Origin of the sequence: Rhodanobacter sp. L36 (genome assembly GCF_009765755.1) — a bacterium.
Classification (GTDB): domain Bacteria; phylum Pseudomonadota; class Gammaproteobacteria; order Xanthomonadales; family Rhodanobacteraceae; genus Rhodanobacter.
This window is the reverse complement of sequence record NZ_LMUV01000011.1, coordinates 1,088,238-1,107,556: the sequence shown is the minus strand read 5'-3', so window position 1 is coordinate 1,107,556 and position 19,319 is coordinate 1,088,238. Positions and strand designations below refer to the sequence as shown.

At 60.5% G+C, this 19,319-nt stretch carries 21 protein-coding genes; 7 read left to right on the top strand and 14 right to left on the bottom strand.

Features of this window, described 5'->3' with window-relative positions; all coding sequences use genetic code 11:
* Positions 1–6: 6 nt before the first annotated feature.
* The 3 genes from hisA to hisIE are packed head-to-tail and all read left to right on the top strand — an operon-like array spanning position 7 to position 2,152.
* Positions 7–738 (top strand): 1-(5-phosphoribosyl)-5-[(5-phosphoribosylamino)methylideneamino]imidazole-4-carboxamide isomerase, encoded by a 732-nt coding sequence (gene hisA, locus GSQ73_RS14725; protein WP_158885293.1) that lies wholly within the window; start codon positions 7–9, stop codon positions 736–738.
* Complete coding sequence (gene hisF / locus GSQ73_RS14720; RefSeq protein WP_158885291.1) at positions 732–1,502, top strand: imidazole glycerol phosphate synthase subunit HisF; 771 nt, start codon at positions 732–734, stop codon at positions 1,500–1,502. Before hisA ends, hisF begins: the two co-directional genes overlap by 7 nt.
* 14 nt (positions 1,503–1,516) lie before the next feature.
* Positions 1,517–2,152: a bifunctional phosphoribosyl-AMP cyclohydrolase/phosphoribosyl-ATP diphosphatase HisIE gene (hisIE, locus tag GSQ73_RS14715; protein WP_254063415.1), complete on the top strand. Its 636-nt coding sequence runs from the start codon at positions 1,517–1,519 to the stop codon at positions 2,150–2,152.
* 30 nt (positions 2,153–2,182) lie between these two features.
* Here the strand turns inward: hisIE and GSQ73_RS14710 are convergent, their stop codons facing one another.
* From GSQ73_RS14710 to GSQ73_RS14695, 4 genes are all read right to left on the bottom strand, one after another.
* Positions 2,183–3,238 (bottom strand): C13 family peptidase, encoded by a 1,056-nt coding sequence (locus tag GSQ73_RS14710; RefSeq protein ID WP_158885287.1) that lies wholly within the window; start codon positions 3,236–3,238, stop codon positions 2,183–2,185.
* Positions 3,239–3,253: 15 nt separating this feature from the next.
* Positions 3,254–3,940 carry an acireductone synthase gene (gene mtnC, locus GSQ73_RS14705; RefSeq protein ID WP_158885285.1) on the bottom strand — a complete coding sequence of 229 codons (687 nt, stop codon included), beginning with the start codon at positions 3,938–3,940 and terminating at the stop codon, positions 3,254–3,256.
* An 86-nt stretch (positions 3,941–4,026) separates the two neighbouring features.
* The gene (locus GSQ73_RS14700) at positions 4,027–4,590 is read right to left on the bottom strand and encodes an acireductone dioxygenase (protein WP_158885283.1); all 564 of its coding nucleotides are present in this window, start codon (positions 4,588–4,590) and stop codon (positions 4,027–4,029) included.
* Positions 4,587–5,237: a methylthioribulose 1-phosphate dehydratase gene (locus GSQ73_RS14695; protein WP_158885281.1), complete on the bottom strand. Its 651-nt coding sequence runs from the start codon at positions 5,235–5,237 to the stop codon at positions 4,587–4,589. Before GSQ73_RS14695 ends, GSQ73_RS14700 begins: the two co-directional genes overlap by 4 nt.
* Positions 5,238–5,401: 164 nt before the next feature.
* Between GSQ73_RS14695 and GSQ73_RS14690 the strand changes: the two genes are divergently transcribed.
* Positions 5,402–5,734, top strand: coding sequence for a high-potential iron-sulfur protein (locus GSQ73_RS14690; protein ID WP_158885279.1), 333 nt, complete (start codon positions 5,402–5,404; stop codon positions 5,732–5,734).
* 468 nt (positions 5,735–6,202) lie between these two features.
* Here the strand turns inward: GSQ73_RS14690 and GSQ73_RS14685 are convergent, their stop codons facing one another.
* Together GSQ73_RS14685 and GSQ73_RS14680 are read right to left on the bottom strand one after the other, a co-directional pair.
* On the bottom strand, positions 6,203–7,696 hold the full coding sequence (locus tag GSQ73_RS14685) for an amino acid permease (protein WP_158885277.1): 1,494 nt from the start codon (positions 7,694–7,696) through the stop codon (positions 6,203–6,205).
* A gap of 74 nt (positions 7,697–7,770) precedes the next feature.
* Positions 7,771–9,255, bottom strand: coding sequence for an amino acid permease (locus GSQ73_RS14680; RefSeq protein WP_158885275.1), 1,485 nt, complete (start codon positions 9,253–9,255; stop codon positions 7,771–7,773).
* A 161-nt stretch (positions 9,256–9,416) separates the two neighbouring features.
* Here GSQ73_RS14680 and GSQ73_RS14675 point away from each other — a divergent pair, with 161 nt between their 5' ends.
* The gene (locus GSQ73_RS14675) at positions 9,417–9,962 is read left to right on the top strand and encodes an NUDIX hydrolase (RefSeq protein WP_158886501.1); all 546 of its coding nucleotides are present in this window, start codon (positions 9,417–9,419) and stop codon (positions 9,960–9,962) included.
* A 5-nt stretch (positions 9,963–9,967) separates the two neighbouring features.
* Here the strand turns inward: GSQ73_RS14675 and GSQ73_RS14670 are convergent, their stop codons facing one another.
* The 3 genes from GSQ73_RS14670 to msrA all read right to left on the bottom strand — a co-directional run bounded on the left by GSQ73_RS14670 (position 9,968) and on the right by msrA (position 13,291).
* Entirely contained in the window at positions 9,968–10,489 is a 522-nt protein-coding gene (locus GSQ73_RS14670; protein ID WP_158885273.1) for a 3-hydroxyanthranilate 3,4-dioxygenase, read from the bottom strand.
* Between the two features lie 128 nt (positions 10,490–10,617).
* Positions 10,618–12,507, bottom strand: a complete 1,890-nt coding sequence (gene parE, locus GSQ73_RS14665; RefSeq protein WP_158885271.1) for a DNA topoisomerase IV subunit B — start codon at positions 12,505–12,507, stop codon at positions 10,618–10,620.
* A gap of 82 nt (positions 12,508–12,589) precedes the next feature.
* Complete coding sequence (gene msrA / locus GSQ73_RS14660) at positions 12,590–13,291, bottom strand: peptide-methionine (S)-S-oxide reductase MsrA (RefSeq protein ID WP_158885269.1); 702 nt, start codon at positions 13,289–13,291, stop codon at positions 12,590–12,592.
* A gap of 172 nt (positions 13,292–13,463) precedes the next feature.
* Between msrA and GSQ73_RS14655 the strand changes: the two genes are divergently transcribed.
* On the top strand, positions 13,464–14,294 hold the full coding sequence (locus tag GSQ73_RS14655; RefSeq protein WP_158885267.1) for an arylamine N-acetyltransferase: 831 nt from the start codon (positions 13,464–13,466) through the stop codon (positions 14,292–14,294).
* A gap of 69 nt (positions 14,295–14,363) precedes the next feature.
* Positions 14,364–14,873, top strand: a complete 510-nt coding sequence (locus tag GSQ73_RS14650; RefSeq protein WP_158885265.1) for a hypothetical protein — start codon at positions 14,364–14,366, stop codon at positions 14,871–14,873.
* 58 nt (positions 14,874–14,931) lie between these two features.
* On the opposite strand, the gene GSQ73_RS14645 is transcribed toward GSQ73_RS14650, so the two are convergent.
* The 5 genes from GSQ73_RS14645 to GSQ73_RS14625 all read right to left on the bottom strand — a co-directional run bounded on the left by GSQ73_RS14645 (position 14,932) and on the right by GSQ73_RS14625 (position 19,139).
* A complete protein-coding gene (locus GSQ73_RS14645) occupies positions 14,932–15,156 on the bottom strand; it encodes an RNA-binding S4 domain-containing protein (protein WP_158885242.1) in 225 nt (74 codons plus the stop codon).
* A gap of 40 nt (positions 15,157–15,196) precedes the next feature.
* Positions 15,197–15,637: a barstar family protein gene (locus tag GSQ73_RS14640; RefSeq protein ID WP_158885240.1), complete on the bottom strand. Its 441-nt coding sequence runs from the start codon at positions 15,635–15,637 to the stop codon at positions 15,197–15,199.
* Positions 15,638–15,648: 11 nt separating this feature from the next.
* Positions 15,649–16,068: a ribonuclease domain-containing protein gene (locus tag GSQ73_RS14635; protein WP_158885238.1), complete on the bottom strand. Its 420-nt coding sequence runs from the start codon at positions 16,066–16,068 to the stop codon at positions 15,649–15,651.
* Between the two features lie 67 nt (positions 16,069–16,135).
* Positions 16,136–16,966 (bottom strand): DUF72 domain-containing protein, encoded by an 831-nt coding sequence (locus GSQ73_RS14630; RefSeq protein ID WP_254063459.1) that lies wholly within the window; start codon positions 16,964–16,966, stop codon positions 16,136–16,138.
* 157 nt (positions 16,967–17,123) lie between these two features.
* Complete coding sequence (locus tag GSQ73_RS14625) at positions 17,124–19,139, bottom strand: hypothetical protein (RefSeq protein WP_158885234.1); 2,016 nt, start codon at positions 19,137–19,139, stop codon at positions 17,124–17,126.
* Positions 19,140–19,319 lie beyond the last annotated feature (180 nt).

Sequence of the window (19,319 nt, the reverse complement as noted above, 5' to 3'; positions counted from 1 at the left end):
AAATCGATGAACGACTTCGCCGTGATCCCCGCCATCGACCTGCGCGATGGCCGCGTGGTGCGTCTGAAGCAGGGCGACTATGCGCAGCAGACCATCTACGACATCGATGCGATAGCACTCGCTCGACGCTATGCCGACGCCGGCGCTCGCCATCTGCACGTGGTGGATCTGGATGGTGCGCGCTCCGGCAAGCTGGACAATCTTGCGGTGCTCACAGCGATCGCGGCGACGGGCATGTCGGTGCAGGCTGGCGGTGGTGTGCGTGACGAGACGGATGTGCAACGCCTGTTCGATGCGGGCGTGTCCCGCGTGGTACTTGGCAGCGTGGCGATTCGTGATCCGGAACGCGTGGCCACATGGCTGAACGCCTATGGTTCAGAGCGTCTGATCATGGCGCTAGATACGCGTCGCATCGAAGGACGCTGGACCTTGCCAAGCAGTGGCTGGACCGAAACGGAAACGCGCACGCTCGACGATCTGGCTCCGTGGTACGCCGCTCACGGTGCACGCCACCTGCTTTGTACCGACATTGATCGCGACGGCATGTTGTCCGGTTTCAATATCGATCTTTACCGTCATCTGGCTGAGCACGTACCAATGCTCGCCGTGCAGGCATCAGGCGGCGTGCGCTCACTGGAAGATATCCGTGGCGCGCGGGACGCCGGAGCGAAAGCCGTGATTCTCGGTCGTGCGCTGCTGGAAGATCGCTTCACGCTGGAGGCAGCACTGGCATGCTGAGTCGAAGGATCATTCCCTGCCTCGACGTTCGCGACGGACAGGTGGTCAAAGGCGTGCGGTTTCGCGATCACGTCGTTCTCGGAGAGATCGTCGATCTGGCGCTTCGATATCGCGATGAAGGCGCGGACGAACTGGTGTTCTACGACATCACTGCGAGCCCTGAAGGCCGCAGCGTTGATCGCGCGTGGGTCGAACGCGTGGCGCGGCTGATCGACATTCCCTTTTGCGTGGCAGGAGGCATACGTTCGGTGGACGATGCGCGCGCAGTGCTGCACGCCGGTGCCGACAAGATATCGGTCAATTCGCCCGCGCTCGAGCGGCCCGAACTCATCGGCGAGCTCGCCGCGGCATTTGGCGTGCAGTGCGTGGTGGTTGGCATCGATTCGTTGCGCGATGTCGATGGCGAATGGCGCGTGCGCCAGTACACCGGCGATCCCGATCGCACGCGCGCATTGCCACGCACGACACTCGACTGGGTTGACGAAGCGCAACGACTTGGCGCCGGCGAGATCGTGCTCAACTGCATGGGTAGCGATGGCGTGCGCGCAGGCTACGACATGCAGCAGCTACGCGCGGTGCGTGCGGTGTGTCACGTGCCGTTGATCGCTTCCGGTGGCGCTGGCGCACCTGAACATTTTCGTGATGCCTTCGTGGAAGCCGACGTCGATGGTGCGCTCGCCGCCAGCGTGTTCCACACCGGCGCCATTGCAATACCAGCGTTGAAGCAATATCTGCGCGAGCAAGGTGTGGCGATCCGCCCATGAGTCCGGAGAAAATCGTGACGAACGAAAAGAATGTCGATACGAGTCGACTCGACTGGGCCAAAGGTGATGGCCTGCTGCCGGTGATCGTGCAGCACTGGCAAAACGGCGAAGTGCTGATGCTCGGTTACATGAACGCGCAAGCGCTGGCGACAACGCAGGCCACCGGTCACGTGACGTTCTTCAGCCGAAGCAAGCAGCGGTTATGGACCAAGGGCGAGAGCTCGGGTCACCTGCTTGTCTCGCGATCGATAAGAGTCGATTGCGATGCAGATACGCTGCTCGTTTCCGCCGAACCGCGAGGACCGACGTGCCACGAAGGCAGCACGAGTTGCTTCGGTGCAACGGTTCGTCCGCCGCTCGGTTTTCTGGCCGAGCTCGATGCATTGGTGGCATCTCGTCACGGCGACATGCCGCAGGACAGCTACACGGCGAGCCTGTTCGAGGGCGGTCTGCGGCGCATGGCGCAGAAAGTCGGCGAGGAAGGTGTGGAGACGGCACTTGCCGCGGTGGCGCAGAGCGATGACGAACTGCTGGGCGAATCGTCGGATCTCGTTTTCCATCTCATCGTGCTGCTGCGCGCGCGCGGTTTATCGCTAGCGGATGTGGCGAGCGTGCTGGCAGAGCGTCATGAAAAGCGGGAAGCATCCTGATCGTATGGCTTCACGAGCCAGCAATGATGCTCAGGGAGTTTCCCCGGTCATGCTTGTTGCTTGTGCGGGCGCGGCCGGCTTGAACGGCACCGCTGCTCCTGGGGTAAAGCCGCTGCGCCATGCTGCAAGCTGTGCCGCGATACCGTCACCGATATCGATCTGCGGTTCCGAGGGCGTGAGCTTGCCTTGCTTCTCCCACGTCGCGATATCGGATTTGGCCAGCGCGAAAGCCGCGATGAAATCCGGCGTGCGGTTCAGTGCATCGATGAGCCACGCCTTGCCGAAATAGGTGGCGTCCGAATCACTGCCGCAGCCGAATGAGCTGCGGTCGGTGCGAGCAGCGGTCAGCACCAAAGTGCCGGCATGATGCAGCGGTGGAACGAAGCCACCGGAATAGCAGGCATTGACCACGACGACTTTCCACTTGAAAGGCCGCTTCTCCAGGATGCCGGCCAAATCCTGCGCGCCGATCTGATCCAGCGGCAGCGGATCCATGTCCACGAGAAGGTTGTGGTCAGGATCGCCGTGGGTGGTGAGGTAGAGCAGCAGGATGTCCTGGTCCGGATGCATCACGGTCGCCAGTCCGTCGAGCGTCGCTTCGAGGTTGCTCCAGCTCGCCAATGGGGCAACGTCAAGCGTGGCTGGATTGTTCTCCAGCACGACGCTGTGTGCAGTAGGGCCGAAACGATGTGCAGTCAGCTGCGCGGCGTATTCCGCCTCGTTACGGAATACGTCCTCCTCCCCATCACCTGCAAAGCTCACCACGTAGAGATTCGGTTTCCCCGCTACGCGCGGTGTCAGTTTTGCCAGCGCGTCGCGCACCATACGCGGTTGCGCAAACAGTGCCTGTTCCGGTGAAGGGCCGTTGGCCGGCCAGTCGCTGCCTGCGTCGGCCGACTCGGTATCGTCGGTATTTGTCGAAGCAGCAGTTGCAACATTGGCAGGCGCTTGTTTTGCGAAGATGGTCGGTGCGGAAACGGTCGTGATCGTCGACGCCGGATGTTGGTTTCCATGATGAGCAGGCCACCACAACATGACGATGATGCCGGCAACGAAAGCGAGAAGGGCAGTCAGGGCGTGGCGCATAAGCGGCGATCCGGGTTAGATGTTGATCGCATCGAAATCGCGATAAGCCGAATGCCTGTCATTCGTCGCCGTCTGTTGCGGGTCGCGTTGTAGCCAGCCGGTGCGGAAACCCGCGCTCTTCGCCGCATCCAGTTCTTCGACGATGTCGGAGAGAAAGAGAATGTGCGCGGGCTCTTCGCCGATCGCGGCTGCGATGCGCTGGTAAGAATCGGGTGAGCGCTTGGGGCCGGTTTCGGTATCGAAATATCCGGACAGCAGTGAGGTCAGGTCGCCAGCCTCGCTGTAACCGAAAAACAACTGCTGCGCCGGCACCGATCCGGAGGAATACACATAGAGACGCTGACCCTCGGCGTGCCATGCGCGAAGTTTCGCGGCGACTTCGGGATAAAGGTGTGCGCAATAGTCGCCGGCGACATAACCGTCTTTCCAGATCATGCCCTGCAGCGCCTTGAGCGCGGTGGACTTGCGATCCTCATCGATCCAGCGCAACAACAGCTCAATGATTTCCTGCCGGCTCGCTTCGGCCAGGCCCGCTTCGGCAGCAGCTTCATGAAGCCAGTGCTGCACTTCGGGTTGATCGCCATGCGTCTCGACGAATGCCGGCAGGCGTTGGCGCGCGTAAGGAAAAAGCACGTCGCGCACGAAATCGATCGAGCTGGTGGTGCCTTCGATGTCGGTGACGATGGCGCGGATCTTGGTCATGGCTTCGACTGCGTTGTAAAAGGGGCCAGCATAAAGCGTGTTTCGTGATGAGCCGCGTCAACGTCGACCAGATCAGCCCAACAGCATCAACGCGCGGACGACGCGTTTGGAAGCATGCGCGGAAAATGCTGCGCGATCTCGTCGCCGGTGAACTGGGCGATCCAGCCTTCCTTGTTGGTGAACAGACGGATCGCCACGAAATAGGGCGATTCACTCATGTCGAACCAGTGGCGCGTGCCGTCCGGTACGCCGATCAGGTCACCTTGTTCGCACAGAATGTCGTAGACCTTGCCTGCAATGTGCAGTGTGAACTGGCCGGAGCCGGCGACGAAGAAACGCACTTCGTCTTCGCTGTGCGTGTGCTCGCTGAGAAATTTCTGGCGGAGCGTGGCGCGCTCGGGATGATCGGGCACGAGGCTGATCACGTCGACCGACTGATAGCCCTTTTCGGCGATCAGCCGATCGATATCCGAACGATAGGCGGCGATTACTTCGTCCTGGCTTGCGCCGGGCGCGATCCGCTGGCTCGCCTCCCACTGTTCGAAACGCACGCCAACCTTGTCGAGTTCGCTGGCAATCGCGGCGTGTTCGGAATATTCCGCTAGCGGTGTACGCGGTTTTGTTTCGTCGAAGATGCGCAGGCGACTCATGATGCCCTCAATCTTTTCAGGTCCAGTTCGCAAGCCAGCAGAAACTCCAGCGCTTCGAGATGTCGATGGGTTTCAGCCATGTCCCGGCCCCAGGTATAAATGCCGTGGCCGTTGATCAGATAAGCGTGCAGCGGTTTTCCAGCGTCCAGCCATGCGTCCACTTGGGCCACCAGTTCCGGCATGTGCTGGGTGTTGGGGAAAACCGGGATTTCAAGCACGCTCTCATGCGTGCTGTAACCAGTAATCGCCTTCTGCAATTCCCAGCCTTGCAGACGTACCTTGCCTTCCGCAGCAAAGAATCGAGATGCCACGCTTTGCGTGCGCGAATGCGTGTGCAGCACGGCGCCCATCTCCGGCCAACGGCAGTAAATCTGTGTGTGCAGGGCGGTTTCCGCACTTGGCCGGGCGTCGGTTCCGACGGCCTTGCCCTGCAGATCGATCAGCATGATGTCGTCGCGACCCAGTTGGCCCTTGTGCCTGCCTGAGATCGTGATCGCTGCGTGGTCGGCATCGACTCGCATCGAAAAATTACTGCTCGTTGCGGGCGTCCAGCCACGTTCCGACAGCTCCCGTGCCGTTTCCGCGATGAAATCCGAACAGGCCTCGAACAGGCTTGCGGAGATCGTGGAAGGCAATGTCTGGCTCATGCGTTTGGACGTCCAAATGAGAAATAACTATAACATGCACAAATTTGCCGATCGCGCCGCATGACAGTTATTTATCCAGTCACGAAAAATTGCGACGACGAGCGTACGATCGACGGATATCCGGGGCGGAATGCGCCGGCCCAATCGCCGACGGAGGCTTGCCCATGTCGAATACACCAGATATCGAATCACGCCGACGCTTTCTCAAGTGGGCCACAGCGGGCGCTGCAACGGCGGTGCTTCTGGTTGGCTCGCCGAGATTCGCACGAGCCGATGATCTTCCGGCACTGACCGAGACGGACCCGACTGCCAAAGCGCTCGGTTATGTGGAAAACGGCAGTGTGTCCGGCAATGCAAAACACAAGGCGGGTGACGTCTGTTCCAACTGCCAGTTTTATGGCGGCGGTAGTACCGGGCGCGGGCCATGTCAATTGTTTCCGGGCAAGTCGGTGAACGCGAGAGGCTGGTGCTTATCACACACGCCAAAGAAAGGCTGATTCTTTGATGGCGATGCGGTGATCGCTACTGCGTTTCGTACGCGTCGACTTACCGCATGGAACTGACAGATTTGTTCGACTTCATCGCGACATCGACTCGCGCGTTGTAACCAGCGCTGAGAACGATTTGGAAAAATTGCGGCGTCGTGACTAAAAGTGCTGCCCGACGCGCCAGGCTGAGGAGCTGACCGACCTGACGCGCCGAGCGGCGATCCGGGGCCCACTGCCAAGTGATCAACCCGCGGACTGAGGATGATACTCCCGCCACCAGCAAATGGACGGCCACTTCGAAATTTTCTCTTGAAAAGAACTTGTTAAAATATTTAAAAACAAATAGTTACGGAACTATTCGTGACTGAATCTGCGAGGTAGTTCCTGTTTGTCGCCGGCTCGGCGACTTACTACGTGGAAACGATATTCGGAACATTTTTCGCTATTTAAGGGATTTTCGGCGATTTTCGATTGAAGTCAGCCCAGAGGCGAGGAATTCATGACTTGGCGCAGACGGCTGTGACGTCTTCCATAACCGAAGTAAATGGCCATGCCGAGCACGGTCCAGATACCCAGCAGCAGCCACTGATACCAGTTCTCCCAATACAGCAACGCCAGGCAACTCAACACGCCAAGCACGCAGGTGACCGGCGCCCACGGTACGCGGAATGTGCGCGGCAATTCGGGTCGTGTCTTGCGAAGTATCAGCACGCCAGCGCACACCGCGACGAACGCGATCAGCGTGCCCATCGAGACAAGATCGCCGAGCACGTCGAGCGGAAATACCGCTGCCAGCGCTGCAATGCCGATACCGGTGATGACGGTGTTGATGTAAGGCGTGTGATACCGCGGATGAATTCTGGCGAAAACTGGCGGTAGCAAGCCGTCGCGGCCCATGATCATGAAGATTCGCGGTTGCGCGATCACCATCACCAGAATCACGGAAGAGAGTCCGATCAACGCGCCGACCTCCACCACCCAGCGCAACCAGCCAAGCTCCGGATGCGCCTTTACCGCAGTGACGACGGGCTCACTTGTGCCGAGCTGGTCGAAGGGCAGGAGGCCTGTGATGACCGCCGCGATACCTATGTAGAGAACCGTGCAAATCGCCAACGAAGCCAGTGTCGCGATGGGAAGATCGCGTTGTGGATTCTTCGCTTCCTGCGCGGCCGTGGATGTCGCTTCGAATCCTATGTATGCGAAGAAAACCAGCGTGGCTGCGCGCATGATCCCCGACCAGCCGTATTTCTCGACACCTTGATTGGCTGGAATGAAGGGATGCCAGTAGCTGGTGTTGACGTAGTGCCAGCCGGCGACGATCACGATCACAATCAGGCTGACCTTGAGAATGACCATCGCCAGATTCGCACCGCTGGATTCCTTGATCCCGACATAGCAGAGCCAGGTAAGCGCGAGCACGATCACAACGGCGGGCAAGTTGAACAGCGCTCCCGTCGTCACAAGATGCCCATCGGTAAATGCGAGCGGGGCATTCGTAAGGACAGCAGGCAGGTGGAGTCTGAGAGGAATACCCATCCTGGCGAACAGGGAAGAAATGTCATCGAGCAAGCTGACGAAATAACCCGTCCAGCTCACCGCTACCGCGGAAGCGGAAACGCCGTACTCGAGCACCATGTTCCAGCCAATGAACCACGCCACCAGTTCGCCCAGCGTGGCGTATGCATACGAGTACGAACTGCCGGACATCGGAATGAGCGTGGCGAACTCGGCGTAGCACAGCGCGGTGAAGCTGCAGCAAACGGCCGCGATAACGAATGCCAGGATGATGGCCGGACCGGCATGTTCCGCCGCTGCTTGGCCGGTAATCACGAAGATGCCGCCGCCGATCACGGCGCCGATGCCCAGTGCCGTCAATCCCCATGGACCGAGCGTGCGCTTCAGGCCGGGACCGTGGCCATCGTCGGCGTTGTTCGAAAAGTCCGTCTTGCGAGCGAGCAGTTGCTTGAGCATGGTCATTCCACAACATGGCGACGGCACGGTTTTCACCGTGCCGCCCGGGTTCGTTCAATCGCCGGACCGCAGCCTCAGCTGGGCTCGGTGCCGTTGGCCAGATGGCTCTTTCGGAAGCCGTAGAGATAGTAAACAACCAAGCCGACCGCGGCCCAGATGAAGAATACCGAAATGGCAGTCTTGGATAGATTCACGAACAACAGCAGGCACCCAACGACTGCCAGCGGGCAAACGATCCAAGCCAGCGGAGTACGAAAAGGACGCGGCCGCTCGGGCTGCTTTTTGCGCAGGATCATCACGCCAATTGCCACCATCATGAAGGCAAACAAAGTGCCTGAGTTGGTGATGTCCGCAAGCAAACCGACCGGAAAGATCGCGGCGAACAATGAGACAAAAGTTCCCGTAATCATCGTTAACACGTGTGGCGTGTGGAAACGCGGATGGACCGTGGAAAGACGATTGGGCAGCAGGCCGTCGCGGGACATGGTGAAAAAGATCCGAGTCTGACCATAGATCATCATTAGAATGACCGAAGGCAACGCAATGCTGGCTGCGGCGCCCACCAGATAACCGATCTTGTCCGAACCCAATGCGTGCAATACGAAAGCCAGAGGCTCCTTGCTACAGACCAACGCATGCAAGCCCTTGCAGGCAGTTGCCATTTCCGGAGTGCCTGGCTGGAGGGCGAGGCCATCCGCCCCCAACATGGGCTGAGAACCCGCCGCGCCAACGGCGCCGTAGCCCACTAACAGGTAAAAGATGGTGCACACGGTCAGTGACCCGATTAATCCAATCGGGATATTACGGTTCGGATTTTTGGTTTCCTCGGCGGCGGTCGATACCGCGTCAAAACCGACGTACGCAAAGAAGATCGATGCCGCGGCGCCCAACACCCCGATGCCACCCAGAGGACTTCCCCAACCATTGGGCAGGAAGGGATGAAAGTTCGATTGGTGCACCGCCGGAACCGTGATGATGATGAAGGCGATCAGTGCAGCGACTTTGACGGAAACCAAGACCGCATTAACTTTGGCGGATTTGGACGTCCCGAAGACCAGAAGCACGGTCACCGTCAGTGCCACCAGAAAAGCGAGCAGGTTGAAACTTCCACCGTCAAAAGGTCCAGTCCGCAGAAACTCCGGCAAGCCATAACCAGCGCTTGCCAGAAGGCCATTGACGTATCCAGACCAACCCACCGATACCGTACTGGCAGCTATGGTGTATTCGAGTATGAGCGCCCAGCCAACCACCCAGGCAAGCCCCTCCCCAAGGACTCCGTATGTGTAGGTGTAAGCGGAACCTGCAACGGGAATCATCCCGGCCAATTCGGCGTAGGCCAGCGCCGCAAGTGCACAGACCACCGCGGCGATCACGAACGCGATCATCATTCCCGGGCCGGCTTTTTGTCCGGCTTCTGCAGTGAGTACGAAGATACCGGTGCCGATGATTGCGCCGACGCCCATCAAGGTCAGTTGGATCGGACCAAGCTGACGTTTCAGGCTCTTCTTCTCGGCCGTCGCGAGAATCTGATCGAGTGGCTTGACGCGCTGAAAAAGCATATGGAGTAACTCCCCTTGAAGGCTGGACGGCGCTCGATCTGGGCCACAGCGAAGGTGGCGTGCCGGGCTGACGTGACGAGCAACCATAACGGAGCGGGACAAGGGGGACAAGCTGCGACGCAGCTATCATGCGCCTCGCCCATCAAGTCGCGTCCTCGTCCATGCCTGATGATTTTTCGCCTCTACTTGCTCGTCTCGATGCGTACGCATCGCGCTGGCCGCACGAAGCAGCGCTGGTCCGGACTTTCGGCGAGTTTCTTCACTCCGATCCGGCGGTTTTCGAACGTCGTTTTCTTGTCGGCCACTTCACCGGATCGGCATGGCTGGTCAGCGCAGAGAGTCAGCGCGTGCTGTTGATGCACCATCGCAAACTCCGCCGCTGGCTGCAGCCGGGCGGCCACGCCGATGGCGATGTCGATCTCGCGCGCGTGGCGTTGCGCGAGGCGCAGGAGGAAACCGGTGTGACCGGTTTGCAGGTGGACGAAGACATCTTCGACATCGACCGCCACCGCATTCCTTCGCGCGCTGACGAGCCGGAGCATTGGCACTACGACCTTCGCTATATCGTTCGCACGTGTGAGGACGAGCGTTTCGCCATCAACGAGGAATCGCATGCGCTGGCGTGGCGCGACGTGGTGGACGTTGCCGCTGATGCAAGCCTTGAAACATCGCTGCGTCGCATGGCTTCAAAGTGGCTCGCGCGATAAAACGCCTAAGCGTATTTCGCCGGTGCCGGATTCAGGTATCCGCATTCGCTGCAGGTGCGTGCGTCGTGCGATCCATAGAAACGATCGAACACCGGCGGGAAATCGCTCTCGATGCTGTCGAGCACGAAATATTCTTCGTATAGTTTGTGGTTGCAGCGTTCGCAGAACCAAAGCAGGCCGTCTTTCTCCTGCGGCAGCCGGCGACGCTCGATCACCAGCCCGATTGACGCGGGCATGCGTTGCGGCGAATGCGGTATGCGCGGTGGCAGATAGAACATCTCGCCGGCCTTGATCGGAACATCGCGCGCCTTCCCATCGTCCTGCACCTTCAGCACCATTTCGCCTTCGATCTGATAAAAGAATTCGGGGCCCTCGTCGTAGTGGTAATCGGTGCGCGCGTTCGGACCGCCGACGATCATGATGATGAAATCGCCATCCACGATGCACTTGTTGCCGACCGGCGGTTTCAGCAGGTGGCGGTGTTCGTCGATCCAGCGTTGCAGATCGATGGGCGGTAGCAGAGACATGTGAAGAGCCTCGATGGTGGGCACGTCGCTACATTAACGCCCGTGCATGGATTGCGGAAAAGGTGCGGTGGCGTCGCGGCGCAGGACCGCTTGAGCTGCTCACAGGATGCGAACGCGCGTCCCTCGAATCAAACCTCAAGCGTCGCCAGGTCGCCTTTCTCTTCCAGCCACGCCTTGCGATCACTCGCGCGTTTCTTGGCCAGCAACATATCCATCAACTTCGATGTGCCGTCGTCATCGCTGATGGTCAGTTGCACCAGCCGGCGCGTATCGGGATGAATGGTCGACTCGCGCAACTGCGGCGGATTCATTTCGCCGAGTCCCTTGAAGCGCGTCGTGTTGACTGCGCCTTTCATTTTTTCGCGTTCGATCCGTTGCAGCATTGCCTGTTTCTCGCTTTCATCGAGGCAGTAGAAAACCTGCTTGCCCACGTCGACGCGGAACAACGGCGGCATCGCCACGAACACGTGACCCTCGCTGACAAGGGTGGGGAAATGCCTGAGAAAAAGTGCGGTCAACAGCGTGGCGATGTGCAGGCCGTCGGAATCCGCATCGGCCAGGATGATCACCTTGCCGTAGCGCAAGCCGGATAGATCGTCCTTGCCCGGATCGCAGCCGATCGCAATGGCGAGGTTGTGCACTTCTTCCGAGGCGAGCACCGAACCGGATTCGACTTCCCACGTGTTGAGGATCTTGCCGCGCAGCGGCAGGATCGCCTGGAATTCCTTGTCGCGCGCCTGCTTGGCGCTGCCGCCGGCGGAGTCGCCTTCGACCAGGAACAGTTCAGTGCGAGTGAGATCGGTGGCGGTGCAATCAGCGAGCTTGCCGGGCAGTTGCGGGCCTTGGGTGATTTTCTTGCGCACGATCTGCTTGGCGGCTTTCAGTCGCGCGCTGGCGCGTTCGATCGCCAGTTGCGCGATGCGTTCGCCCATCTCCACGTGCTGGTTGAGCCACAGGCTGAAGGCATCGTGGATCACGTTCTCGACCATGCCGGCGGTCTGTCGCGAGGACAGGCGTTCCTTGGTCTGGCCAGCGAACTGTGGATCCTGCAGGCGTGCGGAAAGAACGAAGGCGAGTCGCTCCCACACGTCTTCCGGCGCGAGTTTCACACCGCGCGGAAGCAGGTTGCGGATGTCGCAGAATTCGCGGATCGCGGTAGTCAGGCCGGTGCGTAGACCGTTCACGTGCGTGCCGCCTTGCGCGGTGGGAATCAGGTTGACGTAGCTCTCCTGCACCAGTTCGCCGTCGGGCAGCCAGGCCAGCGCGACCTCCATGCCTTCCACGTCGCGCGCCATGTGATGCACGAACAATTCGCCGGGCAGCGCTTCGGCGCCGTCGAGTTCGCCTTTCAGGTAGTCGCGCAGGCCATCTTCGAAATACCACTCGTTGATTTCGCCGCTGGCCGCGTCGGTGAGCTTGACGCTGAGTCCGGCGCACAGCACCGCTTTCGCGCGCAGCAGATGCCTGAGTTTCGACAGCGAGATTTTCGGCGAGTCGAAATACTTCGCTTCGGGCCAGAAGCGCAGCGTGGTGCCGGTGCGTTTCTTCGGCACCGAGCCGATGACTTCCAGTGGGCTGATCTTGTCGCCGTGCGCAAACACCATCCGGTATTCGGAGCTGTCGCGGCGAATCGTTACCTCGACGCGGTCGGACAGTGCGTTCACTACCGACACGCCCACGCCATGCAAGCCGCCGGAGAAGTTGTAGTTCTTGCCACTGAATTTTCCGCCCGCGTGCAGCCTGGTCATGATCAGCTCGACGCCGGACACGCCTTCTTCCGGATGGATGTCTACCGGCATGCCGCGGCCGTCGTCGGTCACTTCCACCGAGCCGTCGTCGTGCAGGATCACTTCGATGCTGCGGGCGTGGCCGGCCAGTGCCTCGTCGACCGAGTTGTCCACCACTTCCTGCACCAGGTGATTGGGGCGGGTGGTGTCGGTGTACATGCCGGGGCGGCGTTTTACCGGATCAAGGCCGGAGAGGACTTCAATGTCGGCGGCGTTGTAGCGACTGCTCATGCTTTGCTTCGATGGGGACAAAAGACAGCGAAGCATGGGGCGCACTGGCGGCCAGGGTCAAGCTGGCCGCCGGCGATGAGGCTTAGCGCAGCTGCACGTCCACGACTTGCTGGCTGTCGCGGTAGATCGACGGGAAAAGCTGTGCGAGATGCGCCACTTTCGGTGCGTCGTTGTAGACGATGTACGGGTTGTCCGGATGCTCGTTGAAATAATGCTGGTGATACGCCTCGGCGGCATAGAACGCTTTCAGCGGCACGACCTGCGTCACGATCGGTGCGGAGAAGGAGTTCGCGGCAGTAAGTTGAGCGATGTATGCGGACGCGACTTTCTGCTGCTCGTCGTTGCCGTAGAAAATCACCGAGCGATATTGCGTACCGCTGTCGGGACCTTGCCGGTTGAGTTCGGTCGGATCCAGCGCCACCGAAAAAAACACGCGCAACAACGTGCCGTAGCTCACCTGTTTCGGATTGAACTGAACCTTCACCGATTCGGCGTGGCGAGTTTCGCCGGTGCTGACCTGGTCGTAGCTGGCGGTGCTGGCCTGGCCACCGGAATAGCCGGCAGTCGCCTTGTCCACACCCTTGATGTGCTCGAACACGGCTTCGATGCCCCAGAAACAACCGCCGGCGAATACCGCGGTCTGCTCACCGGTGGCGCTCGATGCATCGACGACAGGCGCGGGCAACGCCTGCGCCTCGCTTGCGGCGGAAGCGTTCTGGCACGCGCTCAATCCCATCATCAGGGCGGCAGCCAGCGGAAGAAAAAGTGGTGTGCGACGGATCATGGGAAACCTCGTTGACGGGTGATGCTTCCGTTCGGTTGACGATGGATATACGCAGAAGCCAGCGCGGCGGATGCGGCCGCTTGTAGAGTATTCGCCACTGCCGCGGTGGTGGTTACAGCGCCTTCGGGATAGCCGGTAATATCGTCCGCCTTCCAGGGAGGACTGCACATCCATGCAGCCATCGATCGATCTGAGCGCCTATCTGCGTCGCATCGGGCTTCCACGCCCGCTGCGCGCCGACGCGGAACATCTCCAGGCACTTGCGACGGCGCATGTCGCCTCGATCGCCTTCGAAAGCCTGAATCCATTGCTCGGCCTTCCTGTCGATCTGGCGTTGCCTGCGCTGGAAAACAAGTTGATCCGTTCGGGTCGTGGTGGATATTGCTTCGAACAGAACCTGTTGTTCGCCGCTGCGCTGCGCGCCGTCGGTTACGAAGTGAGCTACCTGATCGCGCGCGTGATGTGGAATCAGCCGGAGGAGGCCATCACCGGCCAGACGCACATTCTCGTGCGCGTCGAAATCGATGGCGAAAGCTGGCTGGCCGATGTCGGCTTCGGCGGGCAGGCACTCAGCGGCGCACTGCGACTGCTGGCCGACATCGCGCAAGACACGCGCCTGGAGCCGTATCGTTTGCTGCAGTCCGCCGATGAGTGGCGCATGCAGTCGCTGGTGCGCGGACAGTGGCTGACACTTTATCGTTTTGATTTGCGACCGGCGCAGATGATCGACTGCATCATCTCCAACCATTACGTGTCGACGCACCCGGCATCGCGATTCGTGAACAACTTGATCGTGGCGCGCACCGAGCCCGGTCGTCGCCTGAGCATGCTCAATCACGAGTTCACCATCCGTCGCCCGGGGCACGAACCCGAACGCCACATCCTTCTCGATCATGTGGCGATTCGGCGCGTACTGGAGCAGGAATTCCTGCTGCGACTGCCTGAGGGCGTGGGCCTGGATCAACGGCTGCAGCAACTGCCCGTTGCAACCGATCGGAACTGAGTCGCATCTATTCCTGCAGAGTCGGCGCAGACGGCTGGCTCACCACGATGTCATCGGAATCGATGAGCATTGATACGACATGCAGGTCGTTGCGGTGCGTGTTCGTGGCCTGACGAATTTGAAGCGCGACAACCAGACCGGTGCGCCACCGGCGCATTCGTAACGGCATTACTCAATCCAGGAAAACGGTATCCGCGTGACGCCGGGGGAGCGGCTTGCCCATGTTTTCACTATCGGGAGATTTCCATGCGATGCACTCTTTTTTTCGCCGCCACGCTTATCGCGTCGAGCGTCACCTGTGCCGAGACCGTCTATCGTTTCGACGTCGTCAATGCGAGTGCCCGCACGATCATAACCGTCGCTGTTGCGCCCGCTGGCGGTGCGGTTTTCAGAAAGGCGCTTGATGAGCTTCATAAGCCGGTGCGGTTGGAACGCGGCGAAAGCATGACGATCACGACGCGACCGAGCGAAGGCGGATGTCTGCGCGATGTACGCGTCGCATTTGATGATGGCCGCGAAGCGATCGATCGCAATCTCGATATTTGTCGACGCAACGCAAGCGATGCAGCCGCGCCATAACCGTCGCCGTCGCGCCGAAGAACACTCGCAGCCAGATGATGATCGGCTGTATGGCCGTCTATTCCTGTTCGGCCAGTACGCGTATCTCGACGTCGCCGAGCTGCACGATTTGGCCTGCGCGCACCTTGTGCGTCTTGCGCAACTCGACGGCGCCATCGACCGATACGGTGCCGCCGGCCACGAGTTTCTTGCCGGCGCCGCCGCTGTCGCACAGTCCGCTCAGCTTGAGCAGCATGTTGAGTTCGACATAGTCGCCTTCGAGTTCGAAATCGATTGTTTGCATGGGTGTTCCGCGTTGCAGGGGTGCGAAGGATGGCAGGATTTCAGTCTTGCATGTGCCGCTCGTCGAACGCGCCGTCGGGCAACGAGAGGAAGGCGAACCACGGTACGTCGTGTTCGGTGCCGAATGTGGCGGCGTCGTCGAGGATGCCGAGCAGCACATCGAAATCCGCCTCGGCGGCGTGCCGCAGGTCATCGGCATGTTCGAACAACAGCACGCGCCCCCATGCCGGCATGCGATCGAGATCGCGCAGGCTGTCGGCCAGCGCATCCCAGTTGTGGCCAAAGTCAGCCGGCAACTGCAGCGACTCTGCCAGGCGGTGCAACAAATCGTCCTTGCTGAAACAGCCAGCCAGGTCGGTGCGACACACATGCAACTCGTCGCGCGTGGCGATCCGGGCAAGCCGATCCAGGTCGTCCACGCTTACGAAATAAACACCGCTCTGCGTCGGCCGGGTGAGGTCGAGATCAAACTCGCGATTCATCGATCCGCGAGTCACCGGGGACGCTCAACGCGGCGAAAGCTGCGGTAGTGGTCGTCGGTGTAGTACCAGACGGTGGGCGGCGTTCCGCCGGTGATGATGCGCCGCGTGCCGCGTGTGTCCGCGCCGGGTGTTTCCACCGTGTACTCGTGGTAGTAGCCGCGAGGCTGCTCGGGCAGCAGGTGTTCGTAGTTGCCGAACACAACGCCATCCTGGCGATGTTCGAACGGACCACCACGCGCGATGGCATCCAGCGTGGTGCGCGCTTCGGGCGGCAGGAACGACGGCAAGGTCACGCTGTCGTCGCCGCGCGCTGTGGCCGAGCCCGGAGCGCTGCTCGCCGGAGACGCAACGATGCCGGGCGCGTGGCGTTGCCAGAAGAACACGACAACAGCTACCACGATCAGCAGCAACAGGGAATGAGGTCGGCGCATGGGTCGTGGCTGGCGTGGCGGGGAACGGTCAGCTTAATGCGCGCACGCACGCTTGGTAAGCCGTCCGTCAACCGTGTGACGTGTCATCGACCCTTGATTGCAGAGCCATCGCCGCCGCCGGATTGCGATGCTTGGCGGCGCTGATGAAATAGATGAAGACATCGCGCGTTTTCGTTCTTGCTGTTGCCGACGTGGCGTGCGGCAATTCGTCGATGTCCTTGCCTGCAGCCCATTCGCTCGCCCGTTTCGACCAGGCATCGAGCTCCTTTGCCTTGTAGCCGGTGGCGATTTCATCGGCGCTGCGCATCAACCGCGCATAAACGAAATCCCCCGTGATGTCGGCCATTGAAGGATAGTCGGGCGAGTCAGTGAATACGGTGGGCACGTTGCGGCTGCGCGCCAGCACGACGTATTCCTGGCACATGAAACTGGGATTGCGCACTTCGATCACGTGGCGCAACGGTCGGCCGTCAAGTTCGTGCGGCAGGTGTTCGAGGAATCCGGCGATGTCGTCGGCGTCGAACTTTCGTGACGGCGCCAGTTGCCAGAGGATCGGCCCAAGCCGGTCGCCCATTTCACTCAGGCCGCCACGCACGAAACCGTCGATGCCTTTGCTGGCTTCGGCAAGCTTGCGACTCTCGACCACGTAGCGCGGCGCCTTCAGTGAAAAAATGAAACCCGCGGGAGTTTCGCTTGCCCACTTCGCATATGTCGCCGGCTTCTGTGCGCCGTAATAGGTGCCGTTGATTTCGATGGTGCGCAGATGCGCGCTTGCGTATTCGAGTTCGCGTCGCTGCACCAGCCCCTCGGGATAGAAGTTGGCGCGCCACGGCGCGTACGTCCAACCGCCGATGCCGATGCGGACATGGCGATCGCCTTCGGTCTTCGGAGCGAACAGATCGTCGGATGCCGATTGCGTTTTCTTCGTCACGAATGTCTCCCGAAGTGATCGCCAGGAGCGCAACTTACGAGCAACACGGTGCATGTCGGGTCAAGGTAAGCACACCGTTCGCGCGACGCTTCAGGCCATCGCGAACGGTGTGCGGGCACAACGACTAACGGGTGTGAGCCAGCATCTTCGTCGGCCCGATCGGCGCCATGATCCGGCATTGCGGCATCGGCGAGCACGGCGCATCCGGGTCGCGGAACATCAGGCTGCCGAACACGTCGTCCTGATAGACCTCCACCGTCGGCACGTAACCGCGATACACACTGTCGGCGATCGATCCCTCGACCATCACGTCCTGGCGGTACGTCGTCGCGGTGGAGTTCTTGTAGGTCAGCGTCATCGTGTTGGTGGTGTCCTGGGTGTTGCCTTTCTTCAAGGTTTCGGACTGTTTGAGGCCGATGTTGATGATCGGGATGACCGGCCCCGTGTTGCCGCCGAGCGTGATGCCGGTGCTCTGCGTGGTGGCGACCACATCCTCGACGGTGGATGCATAGGTTTCGGTGTTCTGGTCGGTGATCGCCTGCGAGTTGCTGACAATCTGCTGGATGTCGAGGTTGGATGTCGTGCCTTGCGGGCCGCTACCCGATACGCCGTACTGGCGATCCGCAACCATCAGCTGCGCGCGTCCGGTGAGGTCCGCCGACTGGCCGCCGCGGCTGTAGAACGGATCGAGCTGGGCGAGCGCGCGGCATTCGTCCGACGTCAATGTTTCCGGCTGTTCGCTGGCCGTGATGAAGGTGAAACCGTTGACGTACTGGCCTGTTTTCTTCGCGCATTCGTCGAGCTGGCTGACGTAGATCGCATAGTCGTTCGGCATGCCGCTGGCGCTGCTCGCGGCGATCAGCTGGCTGGAAATCTTGCCGTAGAAATCCCACACGGCCAGTTGCGGATGGACCAGCACGATGACGAAATCACTCCAGAACGGTTCGTTGGCAAACGTGCTCGCCGCCCCGGGAATGTTCGCAGCGCCAGCGTTGACGCCCTGGGTGAGGATGGTTTGCACCTGATGCAGGCCCTGAATGTCGTGCTCATACGCCTGGCCGCTTTTCAGGCTGGTCTTGCGATCCCACTTGGTGTCGGTGGAACTGTCGTAGCTGCCGTTGTCGATCTTGGCGATATCCAGCGTGCCGCTGGTGTCGAAGGTGTGTTCGGTCCAGTCGTCCTGCGCGTTGGTGTTGTCGATCTGGCTGACCGCACCGGCCGTGATGGTGGTGGCGAACGTATCGGTCACCTTGAGGTTGGCCTTGCTGCCGTTGCCCGGCGGCAGATACAGCAGTGTCTCCGGCAGCACTTTCAACTGGACCAGCGCCGCGGGCAGCACCACCAGCTTGAACGGGTCGGTATAGAGGTTGGCCGAGGTGCTGCACTCCGCGTTCGGGCAGGTGGTGATGCTGAGGTTCGGGCCGGTGTGGTTCTGCGGATAATCCAGCGTGTAACCGACTGCATGGAAACGCACCGGCGCGGAAATCTGCTGCGCGTTCAGCGGCACCTTGGTCGGTATGTAGATGAAGCCTGAATTTTGCACGACGTACACGTCGGCGAACGTGTCGGCCACCTGATACCAGTTGCGCGGCACTTCCACGTCATTGACCAGATCGTCCACCGAATTGCACATGCCGCTGCCGGGCTGGGTCTGCTTGGCGCCAGCCCAGGCCTGCGCCTGCGCGCCGGTCAGGCAGACTTCCGTATACAGATGGCCGCTCCAGCCGATCGCCTTGTACGCGAAGTGGAGGCCGCCGTTGATATAGCCGTCTATATCCATCGTGATCGGAAAATCGAACACCACGGATGGGTTGTGCACGGCGAGCACGCCGGTCGAAGGCGTGGTGGAGGTGTGCACGACCGCCGTCGGGCCGCCGATCTGCAATCCGTACGGCGCAGTGATTTCTTCCGGATGCGCAAAGCCGACGGGACCGTTATCCGGATCCATCACGCCGTTGATCGGCTTGATGTGGATCGGCCCGATCGTCTTCACCGGTTTTTTGGTCGTTACCTGCGTCACACCGGCGGCTTTCACCGTCGTGATGGGCATAGCCGTGTGGACCTGCGGTGAGGCGAGGGCAGCGGTCGACGAGAGCAGCGTCGACGCGAACAGAACAAAAACGGGGATGAACCTGATCACGTCATGCACTCCTCTGGTTGCGACGGACATCGGCATCGACAGACGATGCAGATAATCCGGCGGACGCGAAGGCGACGATGCTTTCGCAAGTTGCACGTGTTGTAGAGCAGGAAAATACGCCGTGCTATTCCACGTTGGTGATAGATCGCGCACGCCATCGGTCGAATGACATACGTTCGA